Source organism: Nocardioides sp. YR527 (assembly GCF_900101045.1).
GTDB lineage: Bacteria > Actinomycetota > Actinomycetes > Propionibacteriales > Nocardioidaceae > Nocardioides.
On record NZ_FNFN01000010.1, the window covers coordinates 194,212 to 215,587 of the forward strand.

The 21,376-nt window shown below is 69.2% G+C and carries 23 protein-coding genes; 6 read left to right on the top strand and 17 right to left on the bottom strand.

The window, feature by feature from the left end; all coding sequences use genetic code 11:
• Positions 1 to 20 precede the first annotated feature (20 nt).
• Positions 21 to 275: a hypothetical protein gene (locus BLT25_RS26110; RefSeq protein WP_091052255.1), complete on the top strand. Its 255-nt coding sequence runs from the start codon at positions 21 to 23 to the stop codon at positions 273 to 275.
• Positions 276 to 299: 24 nt separating this feature from the next.
• On the opposite strand, the gene BLT25_RS26115 is transcribed toward BLT25_RS26110, so the two are convergent.
• From BLT25_RS26115 to BLT25_RS26140, 6 genes are all read right to left on the bottom strand, one after another.
• Positions 300 to 1,277, bottom strand: coding sequence for a S1 family peptidase (locus tag BLT25_RS26115; protein WP_256328802.1), 978 nt, complete (start codon positions 1,275 to 1,277; stop codon positions 300 to 302).
• 125 nt (positions 1,278 to 1,402) lie between these two features.
• A complete protein-coding gene (locus BLT25_RS26120; protein ID WP_091052257.1) occupies positions 1,403 to 1,762 on the bottom strand; it encodes a VOC family protein in 360 nt (119 codons plus the stop codon).
• Positions 1,759 to 2,580, bottom strand: a complete 822-nt coding sequence (locus tag BLT25_RS26125) for a MerR family transcriptional regulator (RefSeq protein ID WP_091052259.1) — start codon at positions 2,578 to 2,580, stop codon at positions 1,759 to 1,761. Before BLT25_RS26125 ends, BLT25_RS26120 begins: the two co-directional genes overlap by 4 nt.
• 114 nt (positions 2,581 to 2,694) lie before the next feature.
• Positions 2,695 to 3,759: a lysylphosphatidylglycerol synthase domain-containing protein gene (locus BLT25_RS26130; protein ID WP_176884293.1), complete on the bottom strand. Its 1,065-nt coding sequence runs from the start codon at positions 3,757 to 3,759 to the stop codon at positions 2,695 to 2,697.
• A gap of 17 nt (positions 3,760 to 3,776) precedes the next feature.
• Positions 3,777 to 5,027 (bottom strand): arginine deiminase, encoded by a 1,251-nt coding sequence (locus BLT25_RS26135; RefSeq protein ID WP_091052262.1) that lies wholly within the window; start codon positions 5,025 to 5,027, stop codon positions 3,777 to 3,779.
• Positions 5,028 to 5,071: 44 nt separating this feature from the next.
• Positions 5,072 to 6,526: a basic amino acid/polyamine antiporter gene (locus BLT25_RS26140; protein WP_256328803.1), complete on the bottom strand. Its 1,455-nt coding sequence runs from the start codon at positions 6,524 to 6,526 to the stop codon at positions 5,072 to 5,074.
• 109 nt (positions 6,527 to 6,635) lie between these two features.
• On the opposite strand from BLT25_RS26140, the gene BLT25_RS26145 reads away from it, so the two are divergent.
• Together BLT25_RS26145 and BLT25_RS26150 are read left to right on the top strand one after the other, a co-directional pair.
• The gene (locus BLT25_RS26145; protein ID WP_091052264.1) at positions 6,636 to 7,190 is read left to right on the top strand and encodes an LURP-one-related/scramblase family protein; all 555 of its coding nucleotides are present in this window, start codon (positions 6,636 to 6,638) and stop codon (positions 7,188 to 7,190) included.
• Positions 7,165 to 8,850 carry an alpha/beta hydrolase gene (locus BLT25_RS26150; RefSeq protein WP_091052266.1) on the top strand — a complete coding sequence of 562 codons (1,686 nt, stop codon included), beginning with the start codon at positions 7,165 to 7,167 and terminating at the stop codon, positions 8,848 to 8,850. Before BLT25_RS26145 ends, BLT25_RS26150 begins: the two co-directional genes overlap by 26 nt.
• Before the next feature lie 30 nt (positions 8,851 to 8,880).
• On the opposite strand, the gene BLT25_RS26155 is transcribed toward BLT25_RS26150, so the two are convergent.
• Both BLT25_RS26155 and BLT25_RS26160 read right to left on the bottom strand, forming a co-directional pair.
• Positions 8,881 to 10,044: an acyl-CoA dehydrogenase family protein gene (locus tag BLT25_RS26155; RefSeq protein ID WP_091052267.1), complete on the bottom strand. Its 1,164-nt coding sequence runs from the start codon at positions 10,042 to 10,044 to the stop codon at positions 8,881 to 8,883.
• A 26-nt stretch (positions 10,045 to 10,070) separates the two neighbouring features.
• Positions 10,071 to 10,922 (bottom strand): 3-hydroxybutyryl-CoA dehydrogenase, encoded by an 852-nt coding sequence (locus BLT25_RS26160; RefSeq protein ID WP_091052269.1) that lies wholly within the window; start codon positions 10,920 to 10,922, stop codon positions 10,071 to 10,073.
• Between the two features lie 71 nt (positions 10,923 to 10,993).
• Between BLT25_RS26160 and BLT25_RS26165 the strand changes: the two genes are divergently transcribed.
• Complete coding sequence (locus BLT25_RS26165; protein WP_091052271.1) at positions 10,994 to 11,671, top strand: TetR family transcriptional regulator; 678 nt, start codon at positions 10,994 to 10,996, stop codon at positions 11,669 to 11,671.
• A gap of 30 nt (positions 11,672 to 11,701) precedes the next feature.
• On the opposite strand, the gene BLT25_RS26170 is transcribed toward BLT25_RS26165, so the two are convergent.
• The 3 genes from BLT25_RS26170 to BLT25_RS26180 are packed head-to-tail and all read right to left on the bottom strand — an operon-like array spanning position 11,702 to position 14,712.
• The gene (locus BLT25_RS26170) at positions 11,702 to 13,402 is read right to left on the bottom strand and encodes a Na+/H+ antiporter (protein ID WP_091052272.1); all 1,701 of its coding nucleotides are present in this window, start codon (positions 13,400 to 13,402) and stop codon (positions 11,702 to 11,704) included.
• Between the two features lie 20 nt (positions 13,403 to 13,422).
• Positions 13,423 to 13,797: a DUF2255 family protein gene (locus BLT25_RS26175; RefSeq protein WP_091052274.1), complete on the bottom strand. Its 375-nt coding sequence runs from the start codon at positions 13,795 to 13,797 to the stop codon at positions 13,423 to 13,425.
• A gap of 30 nt (positions 13,798 to 13,827) precedes the next feature.
• Positions 13,828 to 14,712, bottom strand: a complete 885-nt coding sequence (locus BLT25_RS26180) for an aldo/keto reductase (RefSeq protein WP_091052276.1) — start codon at positions 14,710 to 14,712, stop codon at positions 13,828 to 13,830.
• Positions 14,713 to 14,883: 171 nt separating this feature from the next.
• On the opposite strand from BLT25_RS26180, the gene BLT25_RS26185 reads away from it, so the two are divergent.
• Both BLT25_RS26185 and BLT25_RS30085 read left to right on the top strand, forming a co-directional pair.
• Entirely contained in the window at positions 14,884 to 15,900 is a 1,017-nt protein-coding gene (locus BLT25_RS26185; RefSeq protein ID WP_091052278.1) for an aldo/keto reductase, read from the top strand.
• 78 nt (positions 15,901 to 15,978) lie between these two features.
• Positions 15,979 to 16,116, top strand: a complete 138-nt coding sequence (locus BLT25_RS30085; RefSeq protein WP_176884295.1) for a hypothetical protein — start codon at positions 15,979 to 15,981, stop codon at positions 16,114 to 16,116.
• A 25-nt stretch (positions 16,117 to 16,141) separates the two neighbouring features.
• Here the strand turns inward: BLT25_RS30085 and BLT25_RS26190 are convergent, their stop codons facing one another.
• The 6 genes from BLT25_RS26190 to BLT25_RS26215 all read right to left on the bottom strand — a co-directional run.
• Positions 16,142 to 17,038: a helix-turn-helix transcriptional regulator gene (locus BLT25_RS26190; protein WP_091052280.1), complete on the bottom strand. Its 897-nt coding sequence runs from the start codon at positions 17,036 to 17,038 to the stop codon at positions 16,142 to 16,144.
• A gap of 122 nt (positions 17,039 to 17,160) precedes the next feature.
• Complete coding sequence (gene egtD, locus BLT25_RS26195) at positions 17,161 to 18,168, bottom strand: L-histidine N(alpha)-methyltransferase (protein WP_091052281.1); 1,008 nt, start codon at positions 18,166 to 18,168, stop codon at positions 17,161 to 17,163.
• The gene (locus tag BLT25_RS26200) at positions 18,165 to 18,647 is read right to left on the bottom strand and encodes a hypothetical protein (protein ID WP_091052283.1); all 483 of its coding nucleotides are present in this window, start codon (positions 18,645 to 18,647) and stop codon (positions 18,165 to 18,167) included. The genes egtD and BLT25_RS26200 overlap by 4 nt, the downstream gene beginning before the upstream one ends.
• Positions 18,644 to 19,900: an ergothioneine biosynthesis protein EgtB gene (gene egtB / locus BLT25_RS26205; RefSeq protein ID WP_091052284.1), complete on the bottom strand. Its 1,257-nt coding sequence runs from the start codon at positions 19,898 to 19,900 to the stop codon at positions 18,644 to 18,646. The genes BLT25_RS26200 and egtB overlap by 4 nt, the downstream gene beginning before the upstream one ends.
• Positions 19,901 to 20,048: 148 nt before the next feature.
• Positions 20,049 to 20,630: an adenylate kinase gene (locus BLT25_RS26210; RefSeq protein ID WP_091052286.1), complete on the bottom strand. Its 582-nt coding sequence runs from the start codon at positions 20,628 to 20,630 to the stop codon at positions 20,049 to 20,051.
• A gap of 299 nt (positions 20,631 to 20,929) precedes the next feature.
• Positions 20,930 to 21,376 (bottom strand): acyl-CoA carboxylase biotin carboxyl carrier protein subunit (locus tag BLT25_RS26215; protein ID WP_143033872.1); only part of this gene is annotated, 447 nt, incomplete at its 5' end.

Sequence of the window (21,376 nt, forward strand, 5' to 3'; positions counted from 1 at the left end):
GCCCGGCGTAGCCTGGGGGTATGAACGCGGACGACGACCTGTACGCCGAGATCCCATCCCTCGATGAGCGGTCCCGGCGGGCGCTCGAGGTCGCCGAGAAGTGGATCGGGGAGGGCATCGCAGGTGTCGCGATCGGTGCCGCCGAGGATGGGGGACCGGCGGTGGTGGTCTACGCCCTCGACCCGGCCTCGGCGGCGGTGAGGTCCCTGCCCCAGGAGTGCGAGGGCCTACCGGTGAAGGTGGAGACCGGAGACGCCTTCAGGACCGAGGACTGACGGCATCTCCGGGTCCTCAGCCGATCACGGCCAGACACGCACCTGAAGGGCGAGCTGGACCAGCGCGATCGGGTTCAGGATCGTCGCCACGCTCGATCCCGCGAAGAGCAGCCCGACCGGGTTGTTCTGCAGGTCGAGCACCATCGAGCCGGAGTCGCCACCGGCCGACATGTTGGTCGTGATGATCTGGTTGCAGAACTTCGCGACCTTGCCGCTGCCGTAGTTGACGTTCACCGTCGCCGCGATCGCGGTGACCCGGCCGGTGGTGAAGTTCGTGGTGCGACCGGTCTTCTTCAGGAGCATCCCGACGGTTGCCGCCTTGGCGGCGGTGGCCGGGTAGCCGTTCCAGTAGACGTCGCGGTCGATCACGTGGAACGGCACCTCTGCGACCGCGGCGTCGACGGAGTTGCAGGTGCCGTCGAACCTGATCGGCACGAACCGGGCCAGCCGGCCGATCACGTCCGCCGGCGCGGTTCCACCGTCGAACGGGCCGGGCTGCAGGATCGGGTCGCCGATGCTGGCGTTGTTGGAGTTGGCGAGCACGTGGTTGTTGCTCAGGATGTAGTAGCGCGGCGGGATCCCCGGGACCGGGCTCAGGTCGTACGCGCCCGCGCCGATCGTCCCTGCGGTGATCTTGAAGTGCCCGACGCTGAATCCCGGACGAGCCGGACGGATCCGGGTCGCCAGGGTCTGGGCGTCGACCTCCTGGGTCTCCATGAGCTGCTGGCTGCCGCCGGCGAACAGGTTCCCGACCTCGAGGACGTCGGTCGGCTTGCCGTCGACCGTCTTCGGGATGGTGTTCGCGCGGCTGACCAGCTCGGTCGGCATCTTCTGGCTGACCAGCACCATCACGCTCGGCGTCTCGGTCTGCTCGCCGCCCTTGATCTTGAGACCGACCCCGACGCCGACCACGTTCTCCCTGCCGAGCAGACCCTCCTCGGCCGATGCCTTCGACTCGGCCACGGCCGTGAGCTCCTCGGGCACCGCTTCTGACTGTGCCATGAACAGATCTTCGTTGTTCATGTTCATTCCCCCTGTGGGCCTCAGGTTCCGGACCTTCCAGAACGACAACCGAAGCCTCACTATCGAGGAGCGGTAGCGGCAGGCCCTGATACGCGGGGCGGTATTCAGTGCGCGGTGGCGACGCAGAACTCGTTGCCCTCGACGTCGCGCAGCACCGTCCACTGGATACCGAACTCGTCGTGCTCGTCGAGGACCGTGGCGCCGAGATCGACCAGGCGGGCCACCTCCGCCGGGCGATCCTGCGCGACGAGGTCGGGGTGAGCGCGGTTCTTCGCCCGGCGCGGCTCGGGAACACGCGCGAACAGCCACGCCGCCGCGCCGGGCGTGGGCTCCTTCAGTCCGATCGAGCTGAACTCGTCGGTGCTGCCCTCGTCGAGCCTCCGGTCCAGTGCGGCGGCCCAGAACGTCGCGGTGCGCAGCGCATCGGAGCAGTCGAAGCTGATCGCGGCAAGGGTCAGTGTCATGGAGTGTCCTTTCGAGGGGTGAGCGGCCAGACGATGTCGGTCTGGTAGGCCGACGGCGGTACGCCGTCGGAGACGTTGAGGACGTACGCCTCCCGGAGCGGCTGCCCCGTCGGGGTCCCGTGATGGGCGACCCAGGCGCCGAGGAGCCCGTAGGTGTCGGGGAGACTCTCGTGGTGGTCCCCGGCGTGGGTGACCACCGCGGCGGTGACCGGGGGCAGGTGCAGCAGGGTCGTGCCCGCGGGGGCGACGTCCGCGTCCACGGGGAAGTACGCCGTGACCTCCTGCTCGGCGTCGTCGAGGAGCTCCGCGTCGTACAGGGCAGACGATGGGCCGGTGACCTCGACACCCGCGTCCCGGCAGGCCTGCTCCAAGCGCGCGTACGCCGCCACCAGGAAGTCGTCGTAGGCGCCGTCTCGGACGACGCCGGTCACCGCGACCGCGCTCATCGCCGGGAGATCGGCGAGACGCGGCGGGGTCCAGGACTCCGGTGGCGCCGCGTGCAGGTCGTGGACGATCTGCTCGACCCGTCGTGCGCGCTCACGCATCTGCTCGGCGTGGCGGGCGAGGGTCGCCGCGGTGACCTCGGGGTCACGCGCATTCAGGATCGTCGCGACGTCGACGAGCGGGACCTCCAGCTCGCGGAGCCGACGAATCACGGCCGCATCCGCGAGCTGTCCCGCGGCGTACCGGCGGAATCCGGTCTCCGGGTCCACCGCGGCCGGGGTGAGCAGTCCCTGCGCGTGATAGGCGCGCAGCGTCTTGACGGACAGGCTCGCGGCGCGCGAAAACGTCCCGATGGACATCAGGGGATCGCTCATGCGGCCATCCTCGGGCCTCCCCCCGGGGGAGAGGCAAGCGTGTATCAGGTCCGGTTCGGGTCGCCTCGATCGGAGCGCGGGGTCGCGTCGTCGCCAGGAGCGTCGAGCAGTCACTCACCCGGAAGGTGTGGGTCCACCCCGGGAGGCATCGGCCACAGCGACCTCACGCCGCCACGCCGCGACGGCGCCGGCGCCGAGCAGCACGGGCACGCCCACGGTGAACACCCGCCACACGATCAGTCCGGCCACGGCCGCCGCCTCGACCTCATGGCCGCCCGCCTCGACCAGGGCGGCAAGGATGAGGGCGTCGACGATGCCGATCCCCCACAGGGGGAACACGGTGAACGGGAAGGCGAACAAGTAGGCGATCGCGATCCATACGAGGCCCACCTCGTCCGCCGTGACCCCGACGAAGCGTAGGCACAGCGTGAGCGCGGCGAGGTCGACGACCATCATGCCGACCTGGGAGAGCACGGCCAGGGGGAACCCGCTGTGGAACCGCTCGGAGATGTCGGCACGGAAGTTCTGGCAGGCGTCGGCCCAGCGATCGGGGTCGACCGATCTCCGGAACCGGCGCACGATCCGTCCGCTGCGGGTTCCGACGGTGCGGGCGAGCCGGTCGCTGCGTACGACCAGGAGAACGGTCACGAGGACGGCGACCGCGATCGCGATGCTGAGCAGCTCGACCCACCGGAACGACGGGTCCTCGCCGATGATCAGCAGCAGGATGAATCCGACGAGCGGGGCTGAGAACCTCGCGACGTAGAAGGTCAGCGAGTTCATCACCGTGCCGGCGAGGCCCTTGGCGGGGCTCACCCCCCACGACTTGAACATCGCGACCCGAAGCGCGATGTCGCTCGGTGGTGGACCGATGAGGTACATCATCGTCGCGCCGAGGTCGTTGATGGTGGCGCGGTAGAACGTCACGCCGCGGATGAAGAAGCTCAGAGGCATCGCCAGCAGGATCTGACGAACCAGCACGACGGCGAGCAGCACGATGTAGTGCCACCAGCTGAGGTGCCTCAGTGCGTCCCGGGCCGCCTCCCAGTCGACCCGCCCGACCAGGCGTACGACGATGACGGTGCTGACCGCTGCTACCACCAGCAGGACGATGCGCGTGATCCAGGCGCGACGTCCGGGACGGGCGTCGCTGACGTCGGGGCCCTCCGGTGTGCTCACTGCGTGGCCGCGATGGCTCAGAAGTCCACTGGATCTCGGCTGATCGGGCAGGTCATACAGTGTCCGCCACCGCGGCCCCGGCCGAGCTCGGCGCCCACGATGGTGATGACCTCGACCCCGGCCTTGCGCAGCAGCGTGTTGGTGAGGGTGTTGCGGTCGTAGGTGAACACCACGCCGGGTTCGAGCGCAACCGCGTTGTTGCCGCTGTCCCACTGCTGTCGCTCGGACTGGTAGACGTCCCCGCCGGTGTCGATCACCTGGATCGAGGACAGCCCGAGCGCCTGCGCCACGACGTCGACGAAGGCCGCGTCGCCGTGGTCGATCACCTCGACCCCGGGTGGCAGGTCGGAGGGCACCAGGGTGAAGGTGTGTACGGCGTCCATGATCGTCGGGTACAGCGTGACGATGTCGCGATCGACGAACGTGAAGACGGTGTCCAGGTGCATGGCGGCCCGCAGCTTCGGCATCCCGGCGACGATCACCTTCTCCGCGGCTCCCTGCTCGAAGAGGGCCTTGGCGACCTGGGTGATCGCCTGGCGGGAGGTGCGCTCGCTCATGCCGACGAGCACGACTCCGTTGCCGACCGGCATCACGTCGCCACCCTCGAAGCTGGCCTGCCCCCACTCCTTCTCGGGGTCGCCCCACCACACGGTCGAGCCGACGTAGTCGGGATGGTGCTGGTAGATGGCCTTGTAGAGGAGCGTCTCGTCCTTGCGGGCCGGCCAGTACAGCGGGTTCATGGTCAGCCCGCCGTACAGCCAGCAGGTCGTGTCCCGGGTGTAGAGCGTGTTCGGCAGCGGGGGCATCAGATACTCCCGGGCACCGGTCGACTCCCGCGCGAGGCCGACGTAGTCGGAGCGGAAGTCGCCGGGCAGGTCGTTGGTGGCGAGGCCGCCGATGAGGAACTCCGCCAGCTGCCGGTCCGAGACCGACTCGAGGTAGGTGCGGGTGTCGTCGACCAGGCCGAGGCCGACCTGGTTCGGCACGATCTTGCGATCGAGGATCCAGTCCTTGGCGCCGGCCACCGCCAGCGTCTGCGCCAGCAGGTCGTGCAGCTCGACGACCTCGACACCACGCTGGGTCAGCTTGTTCACGAAGTCGGCGTGGTCGCGCTGGGCGTTCTCGACCCACATCACGTCGTCGAAGAGCAGCTCGTCGTTGTTGCTGGGGGTGAGCCGGCGGTGGGCCAGGCCGGGTGCGCAGACGAGCACCTTCCTGAGCCTTCCGACTTCGGAGTGGACGCCGTACGCGGGCTCCTGCTCGGACATGGGATGCCTTTCTGTCGGGGACGGAGGTATGTCGGGGCCTGAGGTCATAGGGAGATCCGGCCGGACCACAGCCCGTAGACGCCGAGCGCGGCTCCGACGAGGATCGCGCCGAACAGCGCGATCTCGGTGGGGCTGAAGATCCTCCGGCCACGTTCGCTGCGTGCCTTGATGTACAGCAGCGATGCCGGCGCGAGGATCACCGTCATCAGCAGCACGAACTTCATCCCGGCGGCGTCGAAGAGGAAGATCGTGTAGGCCGTCGCGATGCCGGCCACGATCGTCTCCTTGCGACGTACGCCGGCCGACACCCCTTCGTACGCCTCGCCCGTCAGGCCGAGCTTGAGTGCGTACGCGGCGGCCAGGAGGTAGGGCAGGATCGCCAGGCTCGTGGCGAGATCGAGCATGAAGTTGAGCGCGTCGTTGACGAACAGGGTGAGGGCGAGGAGCCCTTGAACGGCCAGCGACGTCACCACGAGCGCGGTGATCGGGGTGCCGTTCCGGTTCTCCTGCCCCAGGAAGGCGGGCATGTCGTCGGAGCGGGCCGGGACGTACATGACCTCCGCCGCCATCAGCGTCCAGGCGAGGTAGGCGCCCAGGACCGAGACGATCACGGCGACGCTGATGAACACCTCGCCCCAGTCGCCGACCACCGACTCGAAGACCCCGACCATCGACGGCTGCCGGGTGGCGGCCAGCTCCGGCTGCGGGACGACGGAGTAGCTGGAGAGGGTGACCAGTGCGAAGATCGACAGCACGCTGAGGAAGCCCAGCACCGTCGCCTTCCCGACGTCCTCGCGCTTCTTGGCGTAGCGGGAGTAGACGCTGGCCCCTTCGATGCCGATGAAGACGAAGGTGGTGATCAGCATCGTGTTGCGGATCTGCTCGTCGAGGCTGCCGAGATCGCCGTAGCCGGTGGCGACCCAGTTGTCGGCGAAGACACCGGCGTCGAAGGAGATGAACAGGACCACGATGAACACCAGGATCGGCAGCACCTTGAAGATCGTGACGATCCGGTTGATCACCGCGGCGTCCCGGACGCCGCGCGCGATCAGATAGTGGAAGAGCCACACCCCGACGGTCGAGAGCGCGACCGCGAGCACGGTGTCGCCGTCCCCGAAGCCGTCGTAGAACGCGCCGATGGTGGCGCCGATGAAGACCCAGTAGAAGGTGTTGCCGGCCACGGAGCTGGCCCAGAAGCCGATCGCGGAGTTGAAGCCCGCGTAGTCGCCGAAGCCGGCCTTGGCGTAGATGAAGACCCCGGAGTCGAGCTCGGGCTTGCGGATCGCGAGGGTCTGGAAGACGAACGCAAGCATGAGCATCCCGGCGCCCGCGATCGCCCACGCGATCAGTGAGCCGAGGATGCCGGTGGCGACTCCGAACCTCGCCGGCAACGAGAACACACCCGCACCGACCATGCCGCCCACGACCATCGCGGTCAGGGTGGGCAGACTCATCTTCGCCGCAGCTGGTGCCTCGGTGGTGGCAGCTTCCGAACTCATGGTCTTGATCTGAGGCCCGATCCGATCCGTCCACCTCACCCATTACGTGTGATCCGCCCCGAATCGTCCGCGACCAGGCTGGGATGGTCCTGTGAAGGGGGAGACGACTATGGGCTTTCGAGACCGACGCGAGAAGCGCCAGGAGGAACGCGAGGCCTTCGGGCGTGGCGGGAACGCCAACCGCTTCCAGATGCGCCAGAAGATGATTTCCATCGGTGACGACTACTGGATCGAGAACGAGGACGGCGACCGCGTCTTCCGGGTCGACGGCAAGGCGCTGCGGCTGCGGGACACGTTCGATCTCGAGGACGCCCACGGCAACAAGATCTGCCGCATCCAGACCAGGGTCCTGCACATCCGGGACTCGATGGCGATCGAGGACGCGGACGGCGAGAAGCTCGCCCTCGTGCACAAGGCGCTCATCTCGCCGCTGCGTGATCGCTGGAAGGTCGACCGCGAGCAGGGTGAGGACTGGACGGTCCAGGGCAACATCGTCGACCACGAGTACGACATCGAAGCCGATGGACGCAAGATCGCGGAGGTGTCCAAGAAGTGGTTCCGCGTCCGGGACACCTACGGGGTCGAGGTCGCGCCCGGCGAGGACGCAGCCCTCATTTTGGCCGTCACCGTCGCGGTCGATGCGATGGTTCATCCCGAGAAGTGACGCGGTCGACGTGCTGCGAGAGCGGTTGCGAAGGCAGCTGCGAGCGCCGTTCGCGGCGACGGCCGGCATGGTGGTGCTTCTCTGGGCGTCGCTGACTCCGTCGCTGATGCCGCGGACCGCGCTCTTCCAGGCGCTGCTCACCGGGCTGTGCATGCTGGCCGGGTACGGCGCGGGCGCGTTGGCCGGATGGCTGGTCCGCAGCTGCGGTGGCCGGTTGGCCGGCCGGGCACGGGTGATCGCATGGCGGGTTCTCGCCGGCGTCGCCGGCGTGGGCACCCTAGTCGTGCTGGGGTTGTCGTTGCGCTGGGAGAACCAGGTACGCGACCTGGTCGGCGTCGATCGGGTGGGCTTGTGGCACCTGGTGCTCACCGTGCTGCTCACCGCGGTGCTGTTCGTGCTGCTGCTCGGAATCTCGCGCGGGATCAGGGCGCTGGGCGGCACGATAGGCCGGTTCATCGGGCGCTACCTTCCCGCTGCGGCGTCGACCGTGATCGGCGGCCTGATCGCCGCGGTCCTGATCTACGAGCTGGCCATCGGGGTGGGCGGCAACCGGCTGCTGGGAGCGCTCGACTCGAGCTTCGCCACGATCAACGAGGAGTTCAGCACCGACGTACCTCCGCCCGAGACGCCCGAGCTCACGGCCGGCCCGGCCTCGTCCCAGGAGTGGGGGGACCTGGGCCGCCAGGGACGGGTCTTCATCGCGAGCGCGCCCACCGCCGCTGACATCGGCGCATTCACGCGGGAGCCCGCCCTGCAGCCGGTGCGCGCCTACATCGGGGCCGGCCACGAGGGCGTCCACATCCGCGAGGAGGCGCAGGCCGCGGTCGCCGAGCTCGACGCGCTCGGCGGCTTCGACCGCGCGGTGATCAACGTGGCGACCGGCACCGGTAGAGGCTGGATCAACGAGAACCAGGCCCAGGCGCTGGAGTTCATGTGGGGTGGCGACACGGCGACGGTCAGCCTGCAGTACTCCTACCTCCCGAGCTGGATGTCCTTCGTCCTGGACCGGCAGCGCGCGCAGGACGCCGGCCTGGCGCTCTTCGACGCCGTCTACGGGCGCTGGCTGGAGATCCCCGAGGCCGACCGTCCGCTGCTGGTGGTGAGCGGGGAGAGCCTGGGCAGCTTCGGCGGCGAGGCCGCCTTCAGCGGGGCCCAGGACCTCGCCACCCGCACCGACGGAGCCCTGTTCGTGGGTCCGACCGCCGACAACCGGCTCTGGAGCCGGTTCACCGAGGAACGCGAGCCGGGCACCCCTCAGGTGGCGCCGATCCTGGACGGCGGTGAGATCGTACGGTTCGCGGACCTGCCCGAGGAGTGGGACCTGCCCGGGGCCTGGGACGGCACCCGGATCGGGTATCTCCAGCACGCCAACGACCCGATCACCTGGTGGTCGCCGTCGTTGGCGGTGGAGCGCCCCGACTGGCTGGAGGAGGAACGCGGCCGCGGCGTCTCCCCGAACGTACGCTGGATCCCCGGGGTGACCATGCTGCAGCTGGGTGTCGACCAGTTCTCCGCCAACTCGGTGCCCCGCGGGCAGGGCCACCAGTTCGGCACCGCGCCGGTGTACGCCTGGGCGGAGATCCTGCCGCCCCCGGGATGGACCGATCAGCGCACCGACGAGCTGGCCGTGGTGATCGGCAATCGGGTGTGGCTGAGGTGACCGACCGCCCGGAGGGGTGAGGTGTCGCGGCTACCGCTTCCCGAGGAGCTGGCGGGCCATCACGACGCGCTGGATCTGGTTGGTGCCTTCGTAGATCTGGGTGATCTTGGCGTCGCGCATCATGCGTTCGAGCGGGAAGTCCTGGGTGTAGCCGGCTCCGCCGAGGAGCTGGACGGCGTCGACGGTGATCTCCATGGCGGTGTCGCTGGCGAAACACTTGGCGGCCGCTCCGAAGAAGGACAGGTCGCCGGCGTCGCGCTCGGACTTGGCCGCGGCGACGTAGACGAGCTGGCGGGCGGCCTCGAGCTTCATGGCCATGTCGGCGAGCATGAACTGGATCCCCTGGAAGTCGGCGATGTGCTTGCCGAACTGCTGACGCTCCTGGACGTAGGCCAGGGCGTGGTCGAGGGCGCCCTGGGCGATGCCGATGGCTTGGGCGGCGATGGTGATGCGGGTGTGGTCCAGGGTGCGCAGGGCGAGCTGGAGTCCGGTGCCGGGGTCGCCGATGATCCGGTCGCCGGGCAGGTAGACGGCATCGAAGTTCAGCTCGCAGGTGGGGGAACCCTTGATGCCGAGCTTCTTCTCGGGGGCGGAGATGGTGAACCCCTCGTCGCTCTTCTCCACGACGAATGCGCTGATGTTGGATCCGCGCCGGCCGTCGGGGTCGGTGACGGCCAGGACGGTGTAGTAGTCGGAGATGCCGGCGTTGCTGATCCAGGACTTCTGGCCGCTCAGCACCCAGTTGTCGCCGTCGAGGACCGCGCGGGTCTTCATCGAGGCGGTGTCGGAGCCGGCCTCGCGCTCGGAGAGGGCGTAGGAGAACGTCGAGGTGCCCGCGGCGAGCGGCGGGAGGTAACGCTGGTTGAGGCTCTCGGAGCCGGCGAGGATGAGCGGGAGGCTGCCGAGCTTGTTGACCGCGGGGATCAGCGAGGAGGAGGCGCACACGCGGGCGATCTCCTCGATGATGATGCAGGTGGCCAGTGCGTCGGCGCCTTCACCGCCGTACGCCTCGGGCACGTGCGCCGCGTGGAACCCCGAGGCGACGAGAGCGTCGTAGGCCTCGGTGGGGAATCGGCTGTTGGCGTCGACGTCGGCGGCGTACGGGGCGATCTTGTTGGCCGCGATCGCGCGCACGGCCTCGCGCAGGTCGAGGTGGTGGTCGGCGAGCTCGAGGTAGGGAAGGTCGTCGGACATGGTGCCTCCTTGATCGATGGCTTGGGTCAGTAGTGGTAGAAGCCGCGGCCGGTCTTGCGGCCCAGCAGACCAGCGTCGACCATCCGCGCGAGGAGCGGCGGCGGGGCGTAGAGCGGCTCCTTGAACTCCTCGTAGAGCGACTCGGCCACGGCCTTGGTCGTGTCCAGCCCGATGAGGTCCGCGAGCGCCAGCGGTCCCTGCGGGTGGGCGGCGCCGCGTACGAGGCCCTGGTCGATGTCTTCGGCGGTCGCGAACCCGGACTCCAGCATCCGGATCGCGGAGAGCACGAACGGGATCAGCAGCGCGTTGACCACGAAGCCCGCCCGGTCCTGGGAGTCGATGGGGTGCTTGCCGAGGTCCTGCTCGACGAAAGTACGCACGCGGTCGGTGGTGGCCGGCGCGGTCAGCAGGCTGGGCACGAGCTCGACCAGGGAGAGCACGGGGACCGGGTTGAAGAAGTGCAGCCCGATCACCTGCGCCGGCCGCTCGGTGGCGACGGCGAGCTTCATGATCGGGATGGAGGAGGTGTTGGAGGCCAGCACGGCCTCGGGGTCGGTGACGATGGCGTCGAGCCGGGTGAACAGCGCGGTCTTGGCGGCCTCGTCCTCGACGATCGCCTCGATGACCAGGTCGCGGTCGGCGAGTGCTTCGAGGTCGCTGCTGACGGTGATGCGCTGCAGCACCTCGGCCGCATCGGTGATCTTGCCGCGCTGCTCGGCCCGTTGGAGGGAGGCCCGCAGGCGGTCGAGACCGGCCTCGGCGGCCGCGGGGTTGGCGTCGATGAGGACGACGTCCTTGCCGGCGCGCGCGGTGACCTCGGCGATGCCGGCCCCCATCAGTCCGGCGCCGACGACGCCGACGCGGTTGAACCCGTTCATGTGCAGCCTCCTGTGTATTGGTACTCCGTACCTTATAGACGGAACGGCGTACCAACAAGTAGGTTCAGGTCATGAACGAGAAGCCTCGATCAGCGACGACGAAGGACCGCCTGGTCGCCGCGGCGTACGAACTGTTCGAGGAACGCGGCTTCGACGCGACGACCGCCGAGGACATCGCGCGTCGCGCCGGCGTCGGACGTACGACCTTCTTCCGCGCGTTCGGGTCCAAGGACGACGTGATCTTTCCCGAGCACGACCAGCTGCTCGGTCGCATCGACGAGCGTCTGGCCGCCGCGACCCCGGCCACGCGAGCGCTCGCGCTGAGCGAGGCCACCCGGGTCGTGCTGCGTCACTACCTGGACGAGGGGGAGCTGGCGCGAGCGCGCTACCGCCTGGTCGGCTCGGTTCCCGCCCTGCGTGCCCGTGAGACGGGTGGGATCCAGCAGTACCAGCGGCTGTTCGCCCGGTGGCTTCGGGAGTGGATGTCCGACCTGCCTGACGGACATCTCCGCGCCGACCTGCTGGCGGCCGACCTCGTGACCGCGCACAACTACGTGCTCCGCCGCTGGCTCCGGGGCCAGACCTCCGACCCCGAGAGCGAGTTCGACCAGGCGATGCGGGTCGCCCTCGAGCGCTATCAGCCCTCAGGGCTCGAGCCGTCCTCCGCCGTGGTCGTGCTGCGCACCTCCGCCACCCCCGCCGCCATCCAGGCCCAGCTGCAGCCCCTGCTCGACAGCGAAGAGCCGTGAGCTGAGCCGAGAGTCCGGCGGCGCGGCGGGTCAGTCGATCGGGTCGATCCCGGTGAGTCGGAGCTCCTCGATGTCGAGGCGGGTCTGGATGTCTCGGGCGACGGAGTCGTCGATGGTGCCGCTCTGTCGCAGTCGCAGGAGTGCTTCGCGTTTGCGGTCGAGCATGGCGATGCGGAGGCGGGTGTACTCCTCGTTGCGTGCCAGCGGTGAGTACTCGTCGACCTGGACGGTCATGGGCGTCTCGGCGTCCAGCGCCAGGGCTTCCGCGCCGACGGGTCCCGTGTCCCCACGTCGCTCGAGCATGGCTTCGAGCAGGTCGTCATCAGGATCGCCGCCTCCGGCGCTCTCCTTGGCTTGCACCAGCGCGAGGTGCTCCTGGTAGTCGCCGGCGAGCCGGTCGCGTACCTCGTCGCTGACGCCGTGCTCGTCGGCGAGATCGGAGAGTGCGGCCACAGCGACCTCGGTGATCTCGCGCTCGGCCAGTCGGCGCTCCGTCTCGGCGGCGTGGTCCTCGGGCAGGTCGGCCCAGCGTACGACGGCGGGGAGGAGGGGGCCTTGGACCAGCAGCGTCAGCAGGATGACGCAGGCGGTGACGAAGACGATGTCCTCGCGGGCGGGGAACCCGCTCCCGTCGTCGAGGGTGACGGGAACCGAGAGCGCGATCGCCAGCGAGATCGCGCCCCGGAAGCCTGCGACGGCGCCGACGACGCGTGACCGGTAGCTCATCCGGCGTGCTCGCTGGGAGGGGCGCCGGTCCAGGAGCCGGATGACCAGGACCGCGAGCTGCGGGAAGACGAAGCGGATCACGATGAGCGCGATCCACACCGCCACGGCGAGGCCGGAGAGGCGTACGAGCTCGGTGGCGTCGAGCTCGTGGGCGACGGTCTGCACCTCGAGGCCGATGAGCACGAAGAGGGCGCCGTTGAGCAGATAGGAGCCCAGCGGCCAGGCGGACTCGGTGAGCCGTCGGGACGCGGCGGTGCTGATCCGGGCGGAGGTGTAGGAGACGATCAGCCCCGCGACGACGACCGCGAGCACCCCGGAGGCGCCGACCAGCTCGGCCGCGAGGTAGGCGGTGAACGGCACCAGCAGCAGCGCGATGTTGATGGTCATCGCGTCGTGCAGCTGCCGCATCACGAGGTAGGCCAGACCTGCGACCGCGGCACCGGTGGCCAGGCCGCCGAGGTAGGAGAGCAGCACCAGTCCGGTGACGTCGAGGGTGGTGTAGTGCCCGCCGGTCGCGAGCCCGACAGCGACGGCGTAGACGACCAGCGCGGTGCCGTCGTTGGTCAGGCTCTCGGCCTTGAGCACCATGAACTGGCGGCGCGGCAGCGTGCGTCCCAGCGCTGCCGCCGCGGTCGCGTCCGGGGGTGCGATGGCGGCACCCAGGACCAGGGCGGCCTCCCACGGCATCCCGAGCGCGTAGGCGATCCCGGCGACGCCGAATGCGCTGGCGACCACGAGCAGGGTGCTCATGATGACGATGCCGCGCAGGTCTCGCTTGATGGCCCATAGCGACGTGGTCAGGCTCTCCCAGAACAGCATCACCGGGAGGAAGAGCAGCAGCACCGTCTCGGGTGGCAGTTCGACCTCGCGCAGCTCGGGAAGGAACCCGAGTGCAAGTCCGAAGACCACCAGCAGCAGTGGCAGCGCGATCCGCAGTCGCGGAGCGAGCACCGTGCCGAGGAGCACCGCCGTGCCGAGCAGTACCGTGATCTCGAGTCCGTTCATGCCGGCCCCTGAGTGTCCGGTCAAGCCCGCGGCCGGACGCGGAGAGTCGTCTCGAGTACGTCGTCGCCGGTGACCGCGCCGACCGGGCCGGGACCGTAGCGGTCGTACTTGGCGTGGTAGGCCGCGGTGATCTCGGCGCTCTGCTCGGCGGTTGGCTCGAAGGTCACGTCCTTCTCGACACCTCCCGAGCTGATCCGGCCCGAGCCGCTCTGTACGGCGCGACGGAACCAGCCGTTCTCGGGCCCGCGCGCGGAGCGGATGTAGATGTCCTCGCCCACGCGCACCTGCCAGATCGGGATGGCGTCGCGCAGGCTCCCGTCCTCACGCTGGGTGGCGACGTACAGCTCGCGGGCATCGCCGATGCGGGTCAGCTCGTCGTCGGTCCAGACTCCCATGACGTCTCCTCTGTTCGTTCCGGTCGGATGTCACGCTTCGGGGATCTCGATGCCGAACGCGGCACGGGTGATGGCCTCGGGCTCCGGGCCACCGCGTACGCCGGTGTCGAGGGCGTCGATGGCGCTGAGCTCGTCTGAGGACAGCGTGAAGTCGAAGACGTCGAGGTTCTCGCGGATCCGGGAGGGCGTGACCGACTTGGGGATGACCTGGCGGCCCTGGTCGAGGTGCCAGCGCAGCATCACCTGGGCCGGGGACTTCTGGTGGGCTGCGGCGATCTCGCCGACCACCGGGTTCTCCAGGGTGCTGGTGTGCTTGCCGTCCCGGTAGAAGGTGACGCCGCCGATCGGCGACCAGGCCTGGTTGAGGATGGCCCGCTCGGTGTCGTAGGCGAGCAGCTCGGACTGCCTGAAGTAGGGGTGCACCTCGATCTGGTTGACGGCCGGCACGATCTCGGTCTCCGCGAGGAGCCGGTCGAGGTGTCCGGGCATGAAGTTCGAGACCCCGATGGCGCGGACCCGGCCGTCGGCGTACAGCTTCTCGAGCGCCTGGTAGGCGCCGATGGTGAGGTCGAACTCGTCCGGGAGCGCCTGGTGCAGGATCAGCAGGTCGAGCTGGTCGACGCCGAGCTTGCCCACGGACTTCTCGAACGCGTGCAGGGTCTGGTCGTAGCCGTAGTCGGTGATCCAGATCTTGGTCTCGACGAAGACCTCCTCGCGGGCCACCCCGGAGTCGCGGATCGCCTTGCCGACCTCGCGTTCGTTGCCGTACGCCGCGGCGGTGTCGATGTGCCGGTAGCCGCTCGCCAGCGCGGTGGCGACCGCGGTGACGGTCTCCTCGGGCGCGGCCTGGTAGACGCCGAAGCCCAGGGCGGGGATCTCGACTCCGTTGTTCAGGGTGATCGTCGGAATGCTCATGACCTACACGGTAGGTCGGTTCGGCCGATGCAGGGAGACCCTGACGAACGGGGGACTCGTAGGGCCTCCCTGAGGTGGGCGGAGGTGCCTAGCGTGGTGGTCGAACCGGTAGGAAGGCGCCATCGTGAACGCCTTGAACCCGATGAACCCGATGAAAGAGGGATCTTGACCGTGGAACGCCGCCAGCTCGGACGGACCGGAGTGTCCGTCAGCCCGCTGTGCCTGGGCACGATGATGTTCGGTCCGTGGGGCAATCAGGACGAGAACGACTCGATCCGGATCATCCACCGAGCCCTCGACGCCGGGATCAACTTCGTCGACACCGCCGACGTCTACTCCGCCGGTGAGTCCGAGCGGATCGTCGGCAAGGCGCTGAAGGGCCGCCGCGACGACGTCGTCCTCGCGACGAAGTTCTTCATGCCCATGGGCGATGACTCCAACGAGGGCGGCGGCTCGCGTCGCTGGATCATGCGATCGGTGGAGGACTCGCTGCGACGCCTGGGCACCGACCACATCGACCTCTACCAGGTGCACCGCCCCAGCCCGGTCACCGATGTCGAGGAGACCCTGGGCGCCCTCACCGACCTGGTCCGGCAGGGGAAGGTGCGCTCCATCGGGTCCTCCTCGTACGCCGCCAGCCAGATCGTCGAGGCGCAGTGGACCGCACGTGAGCGCCACCTGCAGCGCTTCGTCACCGAGCAGCCGCCGTACTCCATCCTGGTCCGCGGTGTCGAGGCCGACGTGCTCCCCACCGCCCGGCGCCACGGGATGGGCATCCTCAGCTACAGCCCCCTGGCGGGCGGCTGGTTGTCCGGACGCTGGCGCAAGGATTCCGTCTCCGCACCGACATCGGCAGCGAGACCCCCTGCGCGCTTCGACATGAGCAGCCCGGCCAACCAGCAGAAGCTGGAGGCCGTCGAGGAGCTCGCGCAGCTGGCCGAGCAGGCCGGCATGACCCTGATCGACCTGGCCATCGCATTCGTGATCAACCACCCGGCAGTCACCTCCGCGATCATCGGACCGCGCACGATGGAGCAGCTCGAGTCCCAGCTCACCGGCGCGGACGTGTCCCTGACCCACGACGTGCTGGACCGGATCGACCAGATCGTCGCGCCCGGGGTGACCATCAACCCCGACGACAACAGCTACGGCGAAGCCGAGCTCGCACCGGAGCGCCGCCGACGGTAGTCATCTCGTCGGCTGCGCCGCCGAGGCCCTCCTGAGTGGATGGCTCGACTCGGGCGACGGTTTTCGGGAAGGTCGGGAATGACGTCTCTCACGAGGAGTCCGGCCAAGCAGCGGTGGCGCACTGCGCGGGTGGCGCGAGAGGTGGCGGAGAAGACCCGCTGGGAGGAGGCGATGAAGGACGTCGAGCCGGAGGGAGTCAGCAATGGCGCACGATGAGGTGCGCGCCGACTCACGGGCCGCGTCAGTTCGTGGGCGCTGCGGCTGATTCGGTGGGGAGCGGATCCTGGGAAGCAGCCCAGGAGGCCAGGAGCTTGAGGGCGTCGGCGGTGGGGGTGCCGGCGGCCGCGGTGTAGATGTTGAGCTGGAGGCCGGGCTCGGAGGGGAGCTCCATGGCCTCGAAGTCGAGGTCGAGCTGTCCGACGACGGGGTGGTGGAGGCGCTTGCGTCCGCTGCGGTGGAAACGTACGTCCTGGGAGGCCCAGCGCTGGCGGAACAGCTCGCTGCGGGTGGACAGTTCGCCGACGAGCTCGATGAGCGCCTTGTCGTGGGGGTTGCGGCCCGCCTCGAGGCGGAGCATCGCGGCGGCGTCGCGGGCGATCTGGTCGTAGTCGACGAAGAACCTCTCGGCCGCTTCAGGGTGAAGGTAGACGAACCGTGTCGTGTTCGCGGGGCGCCGCGGGTCGGCGAGCACGGGGGAGTAGAGCGCCCGCGCGAGCTGGTTCATGGCGAGGATGTCGTGACGCCCGTTGCGGATCCATGCGGGGGCGTCGGTGATGGCGTCCAGAACCTGCTGGAGCACGGGCCGTACGTTGGCCGGGGCCGCCTTCTTGCGCCGCCGGCTGCCGGTCCCCGACTCACGGGCGAGGGCGAAGAGGTGGTCGCGCTCGGCCTCGTCGAGCTGGAGCGCCGAGGCGAGCGCGTCGAGCACGCTCTCGGACGCCCCGGCGAGACTGCCGCGCTCCATGCGTACGTAGTAGTCGACCGAGACGCCGGCGAGCATCGCGACCTCTTCCCGCCGTAGCCCCTTGACGCGCCGGTTGCCGCCATAGGCGGGCAGACCCGCCTGCTCCGGGGTGATGCGGGCGCGCCGGGAGCTGAGGAACTCCCGGATCTCCGAGCGCAGGTCGACTCCAGTCATGGCACCACGGTATGCGGGAATCTCGGGGCGAGGGAGGCACTGGCACTACCCGGAACGAGCGCGACTCCCCGCCGAGGCATGGGCAGCTTCGCCGACGAGCGCGTAGCCCTCTGACATCGCGCTCAGCGCGTGGCCAGGACGAGGGTGTACGCCTCCTCCGGATCGGTCCACCAGCGAAGGTCGCGGAAGCCCGCCGCGGCGAGCTCGCGGGCGGCGCTGCTGTGACGGAACTTGCAGGAGAGCTCGGTGAGGAGCTCTTCGCCTTCGTCGAACTTGATGACGAGGTCGAGCTCGCGCAGCTCCACGCGGGTGGATTCCTGGGCGAGGAGTCGCATCTCGATCCGCTCCTCGTCGGTGTTCCACCGTGCCAGGTGCCGGAACCGGTCGGTGTCGAAGTCGGCGCCCAGGCTCTGGTTGAGAACGCGCAGCGCGTTGAGGTTGAACTCGGCGGTCACGCCGGCGGAATCGTCGTAGGCGGCGACCAGCTGCCCGGGGTCCTTGACCAGGTCCAGCCCGAGCAGCAGGCCCTCCCCGGGCCGCATGCCGGCGGCGACCGATCCCAGGAACCTTTCGCGCCCGGGGCGGTCGTAGTTGCCCAGCGTGCTGCCGAGCAGTGCGATCAGCCGGCGTCCTGGGGTCGGCAGCTGCCCGAGATGCTGGTCGAAGTCGGCGACGACACCGTGCAGGGCGAGCCCCGGCCGCTCGTCGGCGAGCGCGTCCATCGCCTGGGTGAGTGCGCTGGCGCTGACATCGACGGGGACGTACGTCGTCAGCCGACCGGTCCGCGTCAGCGCGTCGAGCAGGAGCCGCGTCTTCTCCGAGGAACCGGATCCGAGCTCGAGCAGCACCTCGGCGTCGGAGGCCTCGGCGATCGCCTGCGCGTGCTCGGTCAGCAGTGCCCGTTCGGTGCGGGTCGGGTAGTACTCGGGCAGCCGGGTGATCTCCTCGAACAGCTCCGAGCCGTGCTGGTCGTAGAAGTATTTCGGCGGGAGCCACTTCGGCGATGCGCTCAAGCCGGTGCGGGCGTCCTCCGCAAGGCTCCGGCGTAGGTCCTCGGCGCTCAACAGGGTGGTGAGCCTGCCCCCGGCTGGTGTGGTCGTGCCGGCCTGGCCGTTGCTGTCGAGGGTCACGCGGGGTTCTCCTTCGAGTTGTCATTCGAGTTGCGACGAGGTGTGTCGAGCCGCCACCAGGTGGGCCCGCACGGGCTGAGGACCCCGATGGTGCGCGGCGGGATCGAGGTGGACGGAGCTCCTGGGAGCGGACGGTTGCTGACGACGTACTCCCAGGACGCCGGCTCGGCCAGGTGGCCGCCCTCGTCGCCGGTCAGCAGGGCGAGGTCCTCCCCGTCGCTGAGGAGGACCGAGAAGCCGCCGACCGCCAGCTCGTTGGCGATCTGGACCACGGCGGAGCCGATCGGCAGGCGCTCCTGCTGCGCCTTGTCGAGGATGAGCCGCCACGAGTCGTCGATGGTGCCGCTGACCGCGGCGGTCCAGGGACCGAGTCGCAGCGGAGCGGGGCAGTCGTCGTGATCACAGGCCCAGTCGACGTGCGTCCGGGGCTGTCCGAGGATGCCGCGATGGGCACAGGTGACGGCGGCCGACCAGGTCACGCACGACGCCCGTCGTCGGCGAGCCGGAGCCCGGTGACGGGCCAGCGTGCACCGGGCGGGAAGAAGTTGCGGTACGAGGCTCGGGTATGTCCCGGCGGGGTGAGCGCGCAGCCGCCGCGGAGCACCATCTGGCTCGACATGAACTTTCCGTTGTACTCACCGATCGCGCCGGCGGCGGGATGGAACCCCGGGTAGGGCAGGTAGGCCGACGAGGTCCACTCCCAACAGTCCCCGAAGAGCTGTCGCAGACCGCCGGTCGAGGGACCGGCCGCGCGCGGGTGGAAGCTGTCCCGGTCGGCGAGGTTTCCGGCCACCTCGTAGGTTCGGGCGGCGTGCTCCCACTCGGCCTCGGTCGGGAGGCGCTTGCCGGCCCAGGTGGCGTACGCATCGGCCTCGTAGTGGCTCAGGTGGCAGACCGGCAGCCCCGGGTCGAGCGGTGAGGTGCCGTGCAGGGTGTGCTCGAACCACTCTCCGTCGGCCTCGCGCCAGTAGAAGGGCGCCTCCCAGCCCTCGGCGTTGACCCGCGCCCACCCGTCCGAGAGCCACAGCTCGGGGCGTCGGTAGCCACCGTCGGCGATGAACTCCAGCCACTCGCCGTTGGTGATCAGCCGGTCGGCGAGCCGGTACGGCTCCAGCCACTGCTGGTGCCGTGGCAGCTCGTTGTCGAAGCAGAACCCACCGCCCTCGGACCCGATCTCGACCAGACCGCCGTCGACGTCGACCCAGCCCAGCCGGTCGGTCCCGGCACCCGCGACCGGACGCCCGGCGTAGGTCGGCTGCAGCGGGTTGAGCGAGAGCACGTGCTTGATGTCCATCAGCAGCAGCTCCTGGTGCTGCTGCTCGTGGTGGAAGCCGAGCTCGATGGTCGGGGCGAGCTTGGCGAAGGTGCCCTCGTCCACGCGGTCGAGCAGGTCCCGCACCCGGTCGTCGACGTTGCGTCGGTAGTCGCCGACCTCGTACGCGCCGGGGCGGCTGATCACGCCACGCATCGGCCGCGCGTACCTCGGCCCGACCTGCTCGTAGTAGCTGTTGAAGAGGAACCAGTACTTGTCCTGGAACGGTGTGAAGCCGGGCTCGTTCTCCGCCAGCACGAAGGTCTCGAAGAACCAGGTCACGTGCGCGCGATGCCATTTGGTGGGGGAGACATCCGGCATCGACTGGACCGTCTGGTCCTCGGGGGAGAGAGGTGCTGCTAGTCGTTCGGTGTCTGCTCGGACTTCGTCGAAGCGGGCGATCGCGGTGGTCGTGTCCATCTCACGTCTCCTGTCGGAGGGTAGGGTACGCCAAGTGCTACGAACCACTCTGCCTGGTCGCCCAACCCGCACCACGCGATTCAGCGGTTGCCGCACACCCGGCCCGGTATGGGCACGGTGTGCGGCAACCGCTGTTGCTGTTCGCGTATCAGCAGATGGCGTCTGCGGATGAGTCGCAGGCGCTGAGAATCCGCTTGGTGACCTCGTCGACCTCGCCGAGGCCGTCGACCTCGACGATGAGACCCCGCTCGCGATAGGCGCCGATGAGCGGCGCGGTCTGCTCGAGGTAGATCTCTTGACGGCGGCGGATGATGTCCTCGGTGTCATCGGCGCGGCCCTCGATCTGGGCACGCTGCAGCAGCCGTGTGACGACCTCGTCCTCGTCGACGACGAGGCTGATGACGGCGTCGAGCTCGTGGCCGGTGGGCTCGAGCATCCCGTCGAGCTCCTCGACCTGGGCGAGCGTTCGGGGATAGCCGTCGAGAAGGAATCCGCCGGCCGCATCGGGCTCACCGATCCGGTCGCGAACCATGTTGTTGGTGATCTCGTCCGGGACGTACTCGCCGGCGTCCAGATAGCGCTTGGCCTCCAGACCGAGCGGAGTGGCCAGCGATACGTTGGCTCGGAAGATGTCGCCGGTGGAGATGGCCGGGATGCCGTAGTGCCGGGCGATGTGCTTGGCCTGGGTGCCCTTGCCCGCGCCCGGCGGGCCCATGATGATGATCCGCATCAGACGGCCCCCACGCTCCTGTGATCGCCGGCGGCATGCTGAGCGCAGGACCGGCACATCTCTGCAGACGTCATGTCGACGGGCAGGTCCCAGAAGGTGAACCAGAGCGCGGTCGGTTCTCCGCAGGCCGTTCGTTGGGACCCGTTCCTTCGGATGTGGACGGTGCCCCACGGCAGTCGGTCGCGAGAGTGCCGCGGCTGTGTCTGAGGCGCCGTCGCGAGCCACTGCATGCCGACTTTGCCACGTGACTGAGGCCTCGGGAGAGTTGCAGGCGCTGGTGTCATCACGGATCCCTTCGGCTACTTGATCTCGGCGATGACCGCGCCGTTGGCGACGGTTTCGCCGATGGTGGCGTTGAGGCCGGTGATGGTGCCGGTCTTGTGGGCTTTGAGGGGTTGTTCCATCTTCATGGCTTCGATGACCACGACGACGTCGCCTTCGGTGACGTCTTGGCCTTCTTCGACGGCGATCTTGACGATGGTGCCCTGCATCGGGGAGGTGACGGAGTCGCCGGAGGCGGCCGCTCCGGCCTTCTTCGCCGACCGCTTGGGCTTCTTCGCAGCACCGGCCCCGCCACCGCCGCCGCCGACCGTGAGGCCGCCGAGTCCGGCGGGCAGGGAGACGTTGAGGCGTTTGCCGCCGACCTCGACCACCACGGTCTGCCGCTCGAGGGCCTCTTCGGCCTCGCCCAGACCGCCGGCGTAGGGGGTGATCTGGTTGTCGAAGTCGGTTTCGATCCAGGTGGT

What these genes read in the sequence shown, in the direction of transcription:
- BLT25_RS26110 (WP_091052255.1), top strand. Translation starts at nt 21, where the DNA reads ATGAACGCGGACGACGACCTGTACGCCGAGATCCCATCCCTCGATGAG.
- BLT25_RS26115 (WP_256328802.1), bottom strand. Translation starts at nt 1,277, where the DNA reads ATGGCACAGTCAGAAGCGGTGCCCGAGGAGCTCACGGCCGTGGCCGAG.
- BLT25_RS26120 (WP_091052257.1), bottom strand. Translation starts at nt 1,762, where the DNA reads ATGACACTGACCCTTGCCGCGATCAGCTTCGACTGCTCCGATGCGCTG.
- BLT25_RS26125 (WP_091052259.1), bottom strand. Translation starts at nt 2,580, where the DNA reads ATGAGCGATCCCCTGATGTCCATCGGGACGTTTTCGCGCGCCGCGAGC.
- BLT25_RS26135 (WP_091052262.1), bottom strand. Translation starts at nt 5,027, where the DNA reads ATGTCCGAGCAGGAGCCCGCGTACGGCGTCCACTCCGAAGTCGGAAGG.
- BLT25_RS26140 (WP_256328803.1), bottom strand. Translation starts at nt 6,526, where the DNA reads ATGAGTTCGGAAGCTGCCACCACCGAGGCACCAGCTGCGGCGAAGATG.
- BLT25_RS26145 (WP_091052264.1), top strand. Translation starts at nt 6,636, where the DNA reads ATGGGCTTTCGAGACCGACGCGAGAAGCGCCAGGAGGAACGCGAGGCC.
- BLT25_RS26150 (WP_091052266.1), top strand. Translation starts at nt 7,165, where the DNA reads ATGCGATGGTTCATCCCGAGAAGTGACGCGGTCGACGTGCTGCGAGAG.
- BLT25_RS26155 (WP_091052267.1), bottom strand. Translation starts at nt 10,044, where the DNA reads ATGTCCGACGACCTTCCCTACCTCGAGCTCGCCGACCACCACCTCGAC.
- BLT25_RS26160 (WP_091052269.1), bottom strand. Translation starts at nt 10,922, where the DNA reads ATGAACGGGTTCAACCGCGTCGGCGTCGTCGGCGCCGGACTGATGGGG.
- BLT25_RS26165 (WP_091052271.1), top strand. Translation starts at nt 10,994, where the DNA reads ATGAACGAGAAGCCTCGATCAGCGACGACGAAGGACCGCCTGGTCGCC.
- BLT25_RS26170 (WP_091052272.1), bottom strand. Translation starts at nt 13,402, where the DNA reads ATGAACGGACTCGAGATCACGGTACTGCTCGGCACGGCGGTGCTCCTC.
- BLT25_RS26175 (WP_091052274.1), bottom strand. Translation starts at nt 13,797, where the DNA reads ATGGGAGTCTGGACCGACGACGAGCTGACCCGCATCGGCGATGCCCGC.
- BLT25_RS26180 (WP_091052276.1), bottom strand. Translation starts at nt 14,712, where the DNA reads ATGAGCATTCCGACGATCACCCTGAACAACGGAGTCGAGATCCCCGCC.
- BLT25_RS30085 (WP_176884295.1), top strand. Translation starts at nt 15,979, where the DNA reads ATGACGTCTCTCACGAGGAGTCCGGCCAAGCAGCGGTGGCGCACTGCG.
- BLT25_RS26190 (WP_091052280.1), bottom strand. Translation starts at nt 17,038, where the DNA reads ATGACTGGAGTCGACCTGCGCTCGGAGATCCGGGAGTTCCTCAGCTCC.
- egtB (WP_091052284.1), bottom strand. Translation starts at nt 19,900, where the DNA reads ATGGACACGACCACCGCGATCGCCCGCTTCGACGAAGTCCGAGCAGAC.
- BLT25_RS26210 (WP_091052286.1), bottom strand. Translation starts at nt 20,630, where the DNA reads ATGCGGATCATCATCATGGGCCCGCCGGGCGCGGGCAAGGGCACCCAG.